This window comes from Polynucleobacter necessarius, from assembly GCF_900095175.1.
GTDB classification, from domain to species: Bacteria; Pseudomonadota; Gammaproteobacteria; order Burkholderiales; family Burkholderiaceae; genus Polynucleobacter; species Polynucleobacter necessarius_I.
This window is the reverse complement of record NZ_LT606946.1, coordinates 117,618-131,021: the sequence shown is the minus strand read 5'-3', so window position 1 is coordinate 131,021 and position 13,404 is coordinate 117,618. Positions and strand designations below refer to the sequence as shown.

General features: G+C 46.9%; 12 protein-coding genes. 2 read left to right on the top strand and 10 right to left on the bottom strand.

Annotated features, from left to right (window positions below):
- Positions 1–4 precede the first annotated feature (4 nt).
- Positions 5–844, top strand: a complete 840-nt coding sequence (locus tag DXE44_RS00670) for a symmetrical bis(5'-nucleosyl)-tetraphosphatase (protein ID WP_114651839.1) — start codon at positions 5–7, stop codon at positions 842–844.
- A gap of 33 nt (positions 845–877) precedes the next feature.
- Here DXE44_RS00670 and hemL read toward each other — a convergent pair whose 3' ends face one another.
- From hemL to DXE44_RS00625, 9 genes are all read right to left on the bottom strand, one after another.
- Positions 878–2,170 carry a glutamate-1-semialdehyde 2,1-aminomutase gene (hemL, locus tag DXE44_RS00665; protein ID WP_114651838.1) on the bottom strand — a complete coding sequence of 431 codons (1,293 nt, stop codon included), beginning with the start codon at positions 2,168–2,170 and terminating at the stop codon, positions 878–880.
- A 54-nt stretch (positions 2,171–2,224) separates the two neighbouring features.
- Positions 2,225–3,886, bottom strand: coding sequence for a THUMP domain-containing protein (locus tag DXE44_RS00660; protein ID WP_162785823.1), 1,662 nt, complete (start codon positions 3,884–3,886; stop codon positions 2,225–2,227).
- A 71-nt stretch (positions 3,887–3,957) separates the two neighbouring features.
- The gene (locus tag DXE44_RS00655) at positions 3,958–4,383 is read right to left on the bottom strand and encodes a CopD family protein (protein ID WP_114651837.1); all 426 of its coding nucleotides are present in this window, start codon (positions 4,381–4,383) and stop codon (positions 3,958–3,960) included.
- Positions 4,384–4,445: 62 nt separating this feature from the next.
- Positions 4,446–5,732 (bottom strand): glutamate-5-semialdehyde dehydrogenase, encoded by a 1,287-nt coding sequence (locus DXE44_RS00650; RefSeq protein ID WP_114651836.1) that lies wholly within the window; start codon positions 5,730–5,732, stop codon positions 4,446–4,448.
- Positions 5,733–5,765: 33 nt separating this feature from the next.
- Complete coding sequence (gene holA / locus DXE44_RS00645; protein ID WP_114651835.1) at positions 5,766–6,827, bottom strand: DNA polymerase III subunit delta; 1,062 nt, start codon at positions 6,825–6,827, stop codon at positions 5,766–5,768.
- Between the two features lie 19 nt (positions 6,828–6,846).
- On the bottom strand, positions 6,847–7,374 hold the full coding sequence (locus DXE44_RS00640) for an LPS-assembly lipoprotein LptE (RefSeq protein WP_114651832.1): 528 nt from the start codon (positions 7,372–7,374) through the stop codon (positions 6,847–6,849).
- 33 nt (positions 7,375–7,407) lie between these two features.
- Positions 7,408–10,080: a leucine--tRNA ligase gene (gene leuS, locus DXE44_RS00635; RefSeq protein WP_114651830.1), complete on the bottom strand. Its 2,673-nt coding sequence runs from the start codon at positions 10,078–10,080 to the stop codon at positions 7,408–7,410.
- A 54-nt stretch (positions 10,081–10,134) separates the two neighbouring features.
- Complete coding sequence (gene dapB, locus DXE44_RS00630; protein WP_114651828.1) at positions 10,135–10,935, bottom strand: 4-hydroxy-tetrahydrodipicolinate reductase; 801 nt, start codon at positions 10,933–10,935, stop codon at positions 10,135–10,137.
- Positions 10,936–11,002: 67 nt separating this feature from the next.
- On the bottom strand, positions 11,003–11,722 hold the full coding sequence (locus DXE44_RS00625) for an outer membrane protein assembly factor BamE (protein ID WP_114654287.1): 720 nt from the start codon (positions 11,720–11,722) through the stop codon (positions 11,003–11,005).
- Between the two features lie 49 nt (positions 11,723–11,771).
- Here DXE44_RS00625 and fur point away from each other — a divergent pair, with 49 nt between their 5' ends.
- Entirely contained in the window at positions 11,772–12,224 is a 453-nt protein-coding gene (fur, locus tag DXE44_RS00620; RefSeq protein WP_197712891.1) for a ferric iron uptake transcriptional regulator, read from the top strand.
- Positions 12,225–12,329: 105 nt separating this feature from the next.
- On the opposite strand, the gene gap is transcribed toward fur, so the two are convergent.
- On the bottom strand, positions 12,330–13,358 hold the full coding sequence (gene gap / locus DXE44_RS00615; protein ID WP_114651824.1) for a type I glyceraldehyde-3-phosphate dehydrogenase: 1,029 nt from the start codon (positions 13,356–13,358) through the stop codon (positions 12,330–12,332).
- Positions 13,359–13,404 lie beyond the last annotated feature (46 nt).

Here is a 13,404-nt window from a genome sequence, read left to right as displayed (position 1 = left end):
GAGTATGAGCAAAATCTATGCCGTCGGTGATATTCAAGGGTGTGCCCCCTCGTTAAAGGCGCTCGTCAAAAAACTCCCGACTCAGTCAAAGATGATTTTTTTGGGAGACCTCGTCAACCGCGGCCCAGACTCTTTAGGAACCTTGCGCCATCTAAAGCAACTGCAAGAAGAAAAACGTATTGAGTGCATTCTCGGGAATCATGATCTGCATTTGCTTGCAGTAGATGCTGGCATCCGAAAAACGAAGGGGCTTGATACCGTTCAGCCCATTTTAAATGCACCTGATAGAGCAGAATTGATTCATTGGTTACGTCATCGACCGATGGCCTTCAGCAATGGAAAAGTTTTAACAGTTCATGCAGGGGTTCTACCTCAGTGGGATTTACAGCAAACTATTGAGTGTGCGCAAGAAGTAGAAAATGCGCTTCGCAAGAAATCCTATAAAGATTTTTTGGCAAATATGTATGGCAATACTCCCAGTAAGTGGAGCAACTCACTCAAAGGATATGATCGTTTGCGCGTCATTACCAATGCACTAACCCGTATTCGTTTTTGTACCCCCGCCGGCACAATGGAATTCGAAAGTAAAGAAGGTTTTGAGAATGGTCCCAAAGGTTATATCCCCTGGTTCAAAACTCCCAAAAGAAAAACGCAAGACTCCCTCATTTACTTCGGACACTGGTCCACTCTAGGACTGCTCCGACACGAGAATGTCATCGGGCTAGATACAGGCTGCGTCTGGGGTGGAAAACTCACAGCTATGGAAATACCTGATTCGGGTAAAGCCAAAAAAGCGCTAGAGATTATTCAAGTGGATGGCTATGACCACCCACTCAGCATGTAATGCTTGTTAGCAACACTTTGCTAAGAAATTCTCTTATAACTTCTTAAATGCAGTCTTTGCTGCGGCGATGATCTCATCAAGCACAGTATTGTCATGAGCAATAGAGGTAAATCCAGCCTCATAAGCGGATGGTGCAAGGTAAACACCTTGATCCAGCATCAAGTGGAAGAATTTCTTAAACGCTTCGATATCAGTTTTAGTTACTGCCTCAAAAGAAGTTGGGGCTTCATTGGCAAAGTAAAAGCCGAACATGCCGCCAACACTATCCACCGAAAATGGCACACCTGCTTCATCAGCAGCGAGCTTTAAACTTGCCATGAGCTTTTCGGTTTGGCCAGTCAGACACTCATAGAAACCTTCTCTAGAAATAATCTCCAAGGTCTTTAAGCCTGCAGCTACGGCTACTGGGTTGCCTGACAAGGTGCCTGCCTGATATACATTGCCCAGCGGAGCTAGCCTAGACATGATTTCTTTTTTACCGCCAAAGGCAGCCATCGGCATACCGCCACCCATGACCTTGCCAAGACAGGTGAGGTCAGGAGTAATGCCTTGAAGGGATTGGGCGCCACCCAATGCAACTCTGAAGCCAGTCATTACTTCGTCGTAGATTAATACGCTGCCATGCTGACTTGTAAGCTGGCGAAGGGTTGATAAAAATTCAGCTGAGGGCTTAATGAGGTTCATATTGCCAGCAATCGGCTCAATAATGACGGCAGCAATCTGATCACCCTGCTTCTGAAACACTTCCTTCAGTGCTGCCACATCGTTATAAGGCAACACCAAGGTATGTTTCACGAGATCATGGGGTACGCCACCAGATGACGGTGCATTTTGAGTCGAGTCGGCAAAGGTCAGAAGACCGGAGCCCGCCTTCACCAACAAACTATCTGCATGTCCGTGATAACAACCCTCAAACTTAATGATGAGATCACGACCTGTGTAACCACGCGCAAGACGCAAGGCACTCATGGTTGCTTCAGTCCCACTTGAGACCATACGCACTTGCTCAATACTAGGAACCAGCTGGCAGATGCGCTCTGCTAATTCGATTTCACCTTCGGTAGGGGCGCCGTAGCTAAAGCTAGTTTCAGCAGCCTGCTTGACTGCTTCAACCACTTCTGGATTCGCATGGCCTGCAATCATGGGGCCCCAAGACATAATTAAATCAATGTAACGTGTACCTTCAGCATCCCAGAAATAAGGGCCTTTGGCTTTAGCAACAAAACGTGGAGTACCGCCCACCTGACGAAAGGCGCGTACTGGCGAGTTCACCCCGCCTGGAATAGTGTTTTGCGCCCGCTCAAATAAGATGTCGTTTTGTCCCAAGATGCCGCCCTGCTTTCGCTAAAGTATTTTTAGTAATTAATTCATTTAAGGCGATTAGATCGCCATCATTTCAAAATCTTCTTTGCGTGCACCACACTCAGGACAAGTCCAGTTCATGGGCACATCTTTCCAAAGCGTTCCTGGTGCAATACCCTCTTCCGGTAGGCCAGCAGCTTCGTCGTAAACCCAACCGCAAATTAAACACATGTATGTTTTAAATTCCATCGCCGTCTTCCTTGTAGATATTTGATATTTTAAATCCGCTGCAGCATCGCGTTTTTGATGCATCTCAAACTTAAACAGCCTGCACTCCAACGGGCCGTTAAATAAAGGGGTGCGTTTTGATTCCTTAATGCGCAACTGTCCAGGCAAGGCCATATCCGCTGTGAGTACAAAGACATTCCAACCACCAAAAGCATCCTTTAGATGTTGGCCGAACTGTCTTAAGAACTCGACAAATTTTGGATCTTGCTCTTCTTGAGCTTGTAACTTTTTAAGAGATTCGCGGCTAGAACGTTTAGCACTCTGACGCCCTGTTTCCAAATTAAAGGCGTAGCGATCTTCTGGCTCTTCAGCTTGCTCATAGGAGTCACGCTCCATATCAGCGCCTGCGGCACGATCCTGACCTCGCCCACCTTTAATTACTAAGCGCTCACCATAAGGCGGATTCAAGAGCATGACACCCTCTTTAACATTCGATGGTGGTTTGCTAGCCAAGGCATCAATCTGACGAGTGACTGGCGGACCTGGTAACTGAGCACGCTGCCAATTACCCTTAAACATTGCTACTAGGCGCTCATTAATATCGCCACCGCTAATGCCTAAAGATTCTGAATCCGGGAACTGCTTACGCTTTTCCATCATTTCAGCATGTGCAGCATCTTTCAGAGAGCCCCAGCGTTTTTGCTCAGCAGCCTCGTTAAAAGGCTTGAGTCGTTGAAAGCCAAAGCCATGAGCCGAAGTCACTAATGGACGATAAGCCAAGCGACTAGGCTTTGCATCATCGCCATACATTCCCGCCCGAATCGCTCCCGGCGGAATAGCCAAAGCCATTTGCGCAGCCTCAATCAAAAAGGTACCGCTACCGCACATCGGATCAAATAAGGTTTGGGAGGGTTTCCAGCCAGTAATTGACAGAATACCTGCTGCAAGATTTTCTTTTAAAGGGGCGCCACCTTTTTCATCACGCCAGCCGCGTTTAAATAAGGCCTCGCCAGAAGCATCCAAATAGATCGTGGCATGAGTGGCCGTTAGATGGACCTGCACACGCACATCCGAAAATGCGGTATCAATGCTAGGGCGGTCGCCAGTCACATCACGCAAGCGATCCACAATCGCATCCTTAATCTTTAAGGTTGCAAAATTCAGACTCTTAAGTGGGGAGCGATGAGCAGTCACATCCACCCGCAAAGTTTGCTTAGAAGAAAACCACTCCTCCCAAGCCAAGCCACTGGCCAGCTTATATAAATCTTCTTCCTGATGGTATGGCAATTCCGCCATTTGCAGCAAGACTCGACTTGCAATCCGTGAATGCAAGTTCAATGCCATCGCTGCAGAGATAGGGGCTGCCAAGCCTACTCCACCCGTTGGACTCGTTGGCGTTGGATCAATCACCCAAGCACCCAAAGCCTTGCAGTCAGGGCGCTGCGCAATGCTTGCTAGCTCTTGTGCAAGAGGCACTTCCAGTCCGCCTGGACAAACAACAAAAAATCTCATGAGGCTAGCAATCTAAAAAGGGTGAAGTAAAAAATCATCAGAACAATTGAATAATTGTTGAGGTGTCAGCATTAAGGCTTGATCACGACTAAGGCAGTCACAATCAATAGCAAAATTACTGGCACTTCATTAAACCAGCGATACCAAACTCCAGAGCGGGTATTAACACCATTGCGGAACTTTTTGAGTAGGCTCCAGCATGCATGGTGATAGCCAATAACCAAGATGACAAAGAAAAATTTGGCATACATCCAAACGTCACCAGCGCCAATCTTGAAATGCAGCCAAAGCGTCAGACCCAATAAGACTGCAGGTACCGCCAAAATGGTCATAAAACGAAAGAGGCGATCAGCCATGCCGAGAAGACGTACATAGACTTCAGGATTTTTCTCATCCGCTAGGTTCACAAAAATACGCGGGAGATAAAACAGGCCCGCGAACCAAGAGGCAATCAAAACAATGTGAAGTGTCTTAGTCCATAAATATGCATTACCCATGATGAATAGTCTCCGTTAGGTATTTTTTATCGTTCTTTAATCGGGATTGATTAAGTACGCATTTAAGTACGAATTTCGCCATGACCCATGACGATGTATTTGAGTGAGGTCAAACCATCTAAACCTACAGGGCCACGCGCATGTAATTTGTCATTGGAAATGCCAATCTCTGCGCCTAGACCGTACTCAAAGCCATCGGCAAAACGCGTACTGGCATTGACCATCACGCTGGCACTATCAACCTCACGCAAAAAACGATTCGCTTGCACTTGATTGTTAGTAATGATGGCGTCAGTATGTTTACTGCCATATTGCTCAATATGCCTCATTGCCTCATCCATATCGGCAACCGTCTTAATCGACAAAATCGGTGCTAAATATTCTGTTTGCCAATCTTCTTCAGTGGCATTCACCAAGCCTTTAAAGCCCGCAGCCTCAAGCGTATTTCGGGTTTGGTCATCAACGCGCAACTCCACACCCTTATCTTGGTAAATCTTACAGAGCGCTGGCAAGACTTGAGGTGCAATGGTTTTGTTGACCAAGAGTGTTTCCATTGCATTACAAGGGGCATAGCGCTGGGTCTTGGCGTTATCGCAAACTTTGATCGCCATCGCGATATCTGCATCAGCGTCAATATAGGTATGACAAATTCCATCCAAATGCTTAATCATCGGCACGCGTGCTTCTGCCATCAAGCGGGCAATTAAACTCTTGCCACCGCGCGGCACGATCACATCAATGTATTCAGTCATGGTGATCATTTCACCGACAGCGGCACGATCTGTGGTTGTCACAACTTGCACTGCATCCATAGGTAAATTAGCGGCATCCAAACCTTCTTGAATCAGCTGTGCCAACAAAGCATTCGAATCAATTGCTTCCGAACCACCGCGCAAAATGACGGCGTTACCAGACTTAAGACATAGTGCTGCAGCATCAATTGTCACATTTGGACGGGACTCATAAATAATGCCGATCACACCAAGTGGCACACGCATCTGACCGAGTTCAATACCAGAGGCCTGTTTTTGCAATGGTGTTATTTTGCCAATCGGGTCTTCCAGAGAAACAATTTGCTCTAAACCCAGTGCCATAGACTCAATCGTCTTGGGGGTCATAGTGAGGCGATCGATAAAGGCAGCATCTTGACCATTGGCTTTTGCTCTAGCAACATCAAGTGCATTGACTCGCTGAATTTCTTCAGCGCGCTCACGAACCAACTTGGCGATATGCAATAGGGCTTTATTTTTCTGTTCGCTGGATGCCCGCGCCATTGCGCGTGATGCCTGACGAGCACGTCGGCCAATATCTTGCATCATTTGCTGAGTGGTATTTTTTGAATTACTCATATATTTACTATGTCAAAATTAATATTGTTTTATCTAGCGCAATAGATTGCCTACTAAACGCAAGCCATCCCAAGGATCTGCTGGTAATTCCGCTGCATGCAATCCTTTGGCCTGATGATCTAAACCTGCAGCCACCTGCATCGCTCTGCGCAACTTTAAAGGCTGCACCCGTTTTAGAGCCATAGGATATAAACGCTCTTTATTGCCCCAGATCCGGTTAGCGCGCATCAAATTCTGCACAGACTCACCAGCATCGCTTGCTGCCTTCAGTTTCGATAGTATCCGAAGCTCTTCAGTTACGCTCCACAGAATCAAGACCAAAGGTTCACCCTCACCCTTGAGACCATCTAACATGCGATTCAAACGAGGTAGATCGCCGGCCAACATCGCTTCAGTTAATTCAAAGACGTTATAACGAGCCACCTTCAGGATTGCTGACCGAATTTGATCCTCGGTAAGGACTCCCGTGGGATGCAATAAACCCAGCTTCTGAATTTCTTGGTGAGCGGCAATCAGATTGCCCTCTACCTGCTCCGCAATGAAGACTAAAGCACGCTGCCCCTCTGGGCCTGGCTGCACTTCTTGACCCTGCTTCTTGAGTCGGCCTGCAATCCATTGCGGCAATTGACTGCGATCCAAGGAATCCAACTGAATCGCCATACCCGCTTCATCCAAAGCAGTAAACCAAGCAGAGGTTTTAGTCTTGCCATCCAATTTAGGCAGGATGATGCAAAAAATCGTATCCGGCCCATCGGGTCCAACCGGCTGAGACTCGATTTGGGCAGAGAACTGCTTAAGCACATCAGCACCATCACGGCCAGGTTTGCCGGTTGGGATGCGCAACTCCACCCAGCGCTTGTCTCCGAACAAAGACATAGTTTGGCCAGCACTCAATAAAGCACTCCAATCAAAGCCACGCTCTTGTAATAAAACTTCACGATCGGTGTAACCCATTTTTTTAGCCGTGGCGCGTAATTGATCCATCGCCTCCATCATAAGGAGAGGCTCATCACCACTAAATATGTACAAGGGCTTTAATGAAGTGGCTGAATTAAGCGACTTCAAGTGAACCTGTAGGGCATCGCTCTTAACCATGCGGTTTAACCGTCACTCTTTAAAAACTTTTAGACCGTGGAGCTCGAGCAGATGCAGCAACACGACGCAGAATTTGCACTGCAAGGTCTCGGCGCATTAAGGATAAAAATTGTTGCATTTGAACATCGGTAGCCAAAACAGTCGATACCGAGAAGTCCATATCTCGAGCCATATAAATTTCAGCTTCAGGCACCACATCTGCCCCAGCGTTGTCATAGGCCCTAAACCCAACACGAATACTTAAACGATAGGCGGAGGCCTGACCATTGGAGTTGTAGGCCAAGATTTCACGACCGTTCAGATCGCTAGTAATTTCTAGAATCAGGTCAGCATCTTTGGGATTGATTGCAATCTTTGCATCAGTACCCGTCAAAATAGCTGCCTGTAAATCGGTACGCAGAGGCGGCGATGGACTGCCGGTAATCGCGATTACCTTAAACAGTAAATCAACCATGCCACGCAAACGATAGCCACAAGCAATCAGCCCGCTGACTGGAGCTAGAGCGAGAAACCCAAGCAGAGTACGTCGAAGTTGATTTACGCGCATGTGTTTAGTTTCTATTCAAAAAACGTTAGCAATCTAAGCAACAATATTGATTAAGCGACCTGGTACTACGATCACCTTTTTAGGTGTAGCCCCGTTTAATACTTTCACAGCAGGCTCGCTCTGCAAGGCCAAAGCCTCGATTTGCTCTTTAGTGGCATCCGCAGGCACACGAATATCCCCACGTAACTTGCCATTAATTTGCAACATGATGGTCAACTCAGTTTGAATCAGTGCAGCTTCATCTACTACAGGCCATGGCGCATCCAATAGCGTGCCAAAAGATTGATCGCAACCAATCTCATTCCAGAGAGCATGCGTTAAGTGAGGTACCACTGGGTAAAGTACCCGAATCAGAATACTCAAGCACTCACGCAATACAGCAGGTCTCACTGTAGTCTTATCGCCTAATTTCACAGGTTCTAAGACATTCAGCATTTTCATTGCTGCAGAAACTACGGTGTTGTACTGACGACGCTGATAGTCAAAATTAGCCTGCTTCAGAATGGTGTGCACTTCACGGCGCAATTCTTTTTCTGCGTCATTTAAATCGCTTGGCAATACTTCAGAGGCGGCGCGGATTGCATCAGCTTGACTACTGGAATACATCCAAACACGGCGCAAGAAGCGCGATGCACCCTCTACACCGGCACTAGACCACTCGAGCTGTTGCTCAGGAGGAGCAGCAAACATCACAAATAAACGCGCAGTATCAGCACCATATTGATCAATCAAAGCTTGAGGATCAACACCATTATTTTTACTCTTAGACATCTTCTCAACACCGCCAATAATAACTGGTGTGCCAGAAGCATCACCTTTCAGCCTAGCGCTTTGAGGGCGACCTTTGTCATCTAGCTGGAGCTCTACATCCAATGGATTTAACCAAGTCTTTTTACCGGATGCTTCTTCAGAGTAATACGTCTCATTGAGCACCATGCCTTGCGTTAGCAAGTTTTGGAAAGGCTCATCAAATGTAATGAGATTGAGATCACGCATGACCTTAGTCCAGAAGCGTGCATAGAGCAAATGCAAAATCGCATGCTCAATACCGCCAATGTACTGATCCATTGGCATCCAGTATTCGTTACGCGCATCGACCATCGTCTTCGCATCTGGACCGGTGTAACGCATGAAATACCAAGATGAATCCACAAAGGTATCCATGGTGTCAGTCTCACGACGTGCAGGCTTGCCACATTTTGGACACTTCACCTTGAGGAAGTCGGCACGCTTATTGAGCGGATTACCACTGCCATCTGGCACGCAATCTTCGGGCAGCACTACTGGTAAATCTGCTTCAGGTGCTGGCACAGCACCGCAACCGGGATTGTGCTCATCGCCACAATGAATAATCGGAATTGGTGTACCCCAATAGCGCTGACGAGAGATGCCCCAATCGCGCAAACGGTAAGTGGTTTTGATTTCACCAATACCCATTTGTTCTAAATCTTTTGCCACCGCATCAACAGCCTCTTCATGCGATAGGCCATCGTACTTGCCGCTGTTTAAACAAACAACGTCATCCTTCTGGGCATACCAATCTTGCCAGTGGCTAGTGTTGAACATATCCGATGGGGTGCGCAAAGCAATCACTTGCTTAATCGGCAAATCATATTTGAGGGCAAATGCAAAGTCGCGTTCATCATGCGCAGGAACGCCCATAACTGCACCATCACCATAGGACATCAGCACGTAGTTACCAACCCAAACCGGTACTGGCTCATTAGTCAGCGGATGTGTCACGTATAAACCTGTGAACATGCCTTCTTTTTCTTGGGTAGCAAGATCAGCTTCAATCACGCTACCGGTTTTGCATTTCTCAATAAATGCTGCCAACTCAGGATTATTAGTTGCCGCCAATGATGCCAATGGATGCTCTGCCGCAACTGCACAGAAAGCAACACCCATGATGGTGTCAGCACGCGTTGTAAATACATACAACTGACCATCTTGAACAAAATTACCGTTTGCATCAGTAATCTCGTGTTTGAACGCAAAGCGCACGCCACGACTTTTGCCAATCCAATTCTGTTGCATGGTCTTCACACGCTCTGGCCAACCCAAATTATCTAGTCCAGAAAGTAATTGCTCCGCATAAGCGGTAATATTGAAGTAGTAACCTGGAATCTCACGCTTCTCAACTAAGGCACCAGAGCGCCAACCACGCCCATCAATCACCTGCTCATTTGCTAAAACTGTTTGATCGATTGGATCCCAATTCACGACTTGAGTCTTGCGATAAGCAATACCCTTTTCAAGCATTTTCAAAAAGAGCCATTGGTTCCAACGATAGTAATCAGGACTGCAAGTAGCCACTTCGCGTGACCAATCAATTGCAAGGCCCATCGCCGCCATTTGCTTTTTCATATAAGCAATGTTGTCGTAGGTCCATTTGGCTGGCGGTACTTTATTCTGAATCGCCGCATTTTCAGCAGGCATACCAAACGCATCCCAACCCATAGGCATAAGTACGTTATAGCCTTGCATGCGCAACTGTCGCGCCATTACATCGTTAATCGTGTAGTTACGAACGTGGCCCATATGCAACTTACCTGATGGGTAGGGCAACATGGAGCAGGCATAGTATTTTGGTCTCGGCTTACCGGAAGCGTCTACAGCATTCTCAGAAACCTTATAAGCCTGCGCACTTTCCCAATCAGCTCGCGCTGCAGCTTCAATACTGCGGTGATCGTAATCCTTACTCATTCAATACAACTCTTTTCTTCTATTCTTTAATTAATGGTGATCGTATTTAGTGAATTACTTGCGCAGACCAAGAACATCTTGCATGTCATACAAGCCAGAATTCTGACCCTGCAAGAAGCGTGCAGCACGTAAGGAACCTTGTGCATAGGACTGGCGGCTAGAAGACTTGTGGCTGATTTCAATGCGTTCGCCCTCACCTGCAAACAAAACAGTGTGATCGCCAACAATATCTCCACCGCGAATAGTGGCAAAACCAATTGAGCCCGCTTTACGCTCGCCGGTGTGACCTTCGCGGGCATATACCGCAACATCATCTAATTTCTCGCCAAGCGCATCCGCAATCACTTCACCCATTCTCAATGCAGTACCAGATGGGGCATCCACCTTATGACGATGGTGGGCTTCAACGATTTCAATGTCATAACCTTCGTTCAACATCTTGGCAGCAATCTCTAGCAACTTAAATGTCGCATTAATACCCACACTCATGTTTGGCGCAAACACAATCGCTAAATTTGCAGAGGCATTCTTCAGGCTATCGATTTGTTCTGGACTCAGGCCAGTGGTTCCGATAATCATTTTGCTACCGGTCTTTTGCGCTACAGCTAAATGGGCCATAGTGCCTTCAGGACGTGTGAAGTCAACTAAAAACTCAGCGCCAGTCAAAGCCTCCGTAACATCTGATGTGATGGCTACGCCAGTTTTTTTACCCAAGAACGCGCCAGCATCTTCACCGAGTAGCAGGCAAGACTCATGCTCTAAGGCACCAACCAACTCAGCATCAGAGCAATTGAGCACAGCCTCGATCAACATTTTTCCCATGCGGCCAGTTGCACCAGCGATTGCAATTTTCATCATTTGTATCTTCGTTTCTTATTCAAGGTTGTCGAAAAAATCACTCGACATCAACACAACTTTATCTTTACTTAACTTCACTAGCCTGAGGAACGTTGAGATCGCCAGGACCTAACTGTTGAGGCACCGGCTGAGCATCTGGCGATTTTTTTGAAAAACTAAAAAAGTCCCAAAAAGAACTGCTGGCAGGAGCAGCAGGCACTGCAGCACCAGCGGGCAAATTATCTGTTGGACTAGGCACCAGCAACTCTGGCTGCTGCAAAGGTGGGGTCACTGGGGGCTTATTCGCACCCGTAATGACATCCCAGAATGAGCGCTTCGTTTTTGCATAGCCATCAATCTCAGCAACCAACTCCACTTCGGTTGGCAAGGCATCACCTTGGAACTTAACTAATTTATCGCCTTCGAAAAATACGGTGACGCAACGCTCTTTACCCATCACCTGACCAGAACGCTTGAATTCAAAAACATAGTCCCATCGATTGGCATGGAAATAACTTGCCAACAAAGGTGTCCCCAAAATTTGGCGAACTTGCTCTCGATTCTGGCCCACTTGTAATTTGGCGTATTGCTCGCTAGAAATAAAGTTGCCCTGCACTACATCGGGGACATAAGGCCCAAAGACTTTATTCATCCAAGCACGTTGGGTTTCATCTACGGCGCTGGTGCAGCCACTAGCAACCATTACCGCACTAATAGAGGCAATAACTAACCCTGACCGAGCGAGGCCAAAAACCCCAAAAATAGAGTTCAATAAACGGGTAAAAACGTGAAGGCAATTTTGCATGGCAGGCCGTATCATTAAGACGTTGATTTTAGCTCCCAAACCCATGAATATGAACCAAAACCCAACTCCAGCAGATTTACGCGATATTGGCCTCAAGGCGACCGGTCCACGGATGAAAATATTGGACTTCTTTCACCAGAACGGTGGGACCCACTTCGGCGCTGAAGATGTCTTTATGGCCCTAGCCAAGGACGATAAAGAAATTGGTTTGGCAACGGTATACCGGGTACTCACCCAGTTTGAACAAGCAGGGCTCTTGCTCCGCAGTCATTTTGAATCCAGCAAAGGCGATGGTAGGGCCATTTATGAACTTAACGAGGGTCAACACCATGACCACTTGGTCTGCCTAGATTGCGGCCATGTAGAAGAGTTTGTTGATGAGGCGATCGAGAAAAGGCAGCGCGATATCGCTAAAAACCTGGGTTTTAAGCTCCAGGAGCACTCTTTAGCAATATATGGCCACTGCCAAAAGAAAAATTGTCGCAATAAGCCCAAGCCCTAATTCATGAAGACAAGTGCAGATAATGAAAAAAGACCTCAATTGAGGTCTTTTTTACATCAAAAACAAGATTTTAAGCACTTTTAGACTTAAAACCGATTTGATTCCTTACTTTACAGCCATCAATGCTTCAGCGGCATTGAGCATTTGGACTGAATAGCCCCACTCGTTGTCGTACCAAGCCAGCACTTTGACCAGCTTACCATCGGCTGACACGCGAGTCTGGGAAGCGTCATAAATACTGGGGCGTGGATCGTGATTGAAATCGATGGACACCAAAGGCAAGGTATTGAAACCCAAAATACCCTTCAACTCGCCTTCACTCGCTGTTTTGAGGATGGAGTTCACTTCATCCACGCTAGTAGCGCGGCTAGCAGCAAAGGTTAAATCCACAACAGAAACGTTAATGGCGGGCACGCGCATTGCAAAACCATCAAAGCGCCCTACCAAAGCTGGCAATACCAAGCCAACCGCTTTTGCAGCACCGGTCTTAGTTGGAATCATGCTGCTCACAGCAGAACGGGCGCGGCGCATATCCTTATGATACACGTCAGTCAGAACCTGATCATTGGTAAATGCATGAATCGTAGTCATCAAGCCAGACTCGATACCAATCTTTTCTAGCAATGGTTTAACTAGCGGAGCTAAACAGTTGGTAGTGCAGCTCGCGTTAGAAACAACGACATCGCTTGGTTTGAGAACTTGCTGATTCACACCATAGACGATTGTGGCATCCACATCTTTTTCACCAGGAGCAGAGATCAATACTTTCTTCGCGCCCTGAGAGATGTGCACCATGGCTTTTTCTTTTGAAGTGAACTTGCCGGAGCACTCGAGCACCAAATCCACGCCCAACTCACCCCATGGAGTTTCTAAAGGATTACGGGTAGAGAACATCTTGATACGATCACCATTAACCACCATGCAATCGCCGTCTACTTTTACTTCAGCAGGAAAACGACCGTGCGCAGAATCATATTGCGTCAGGTGCGCATTGATATCGATATCACCCATCGCGTTAATTGCGACGATTTTGATATCACGTCTTGGCTTGCCATTGACCTGATCTTCATACAAAGCACGTAAGACCATGCGACCAATGCGACCATAACCGTTAATTGCGACACGAATTGTCATTCCATTCCCCTTACTAATTTTGAATTCTTAAATAAACACTCTGCTT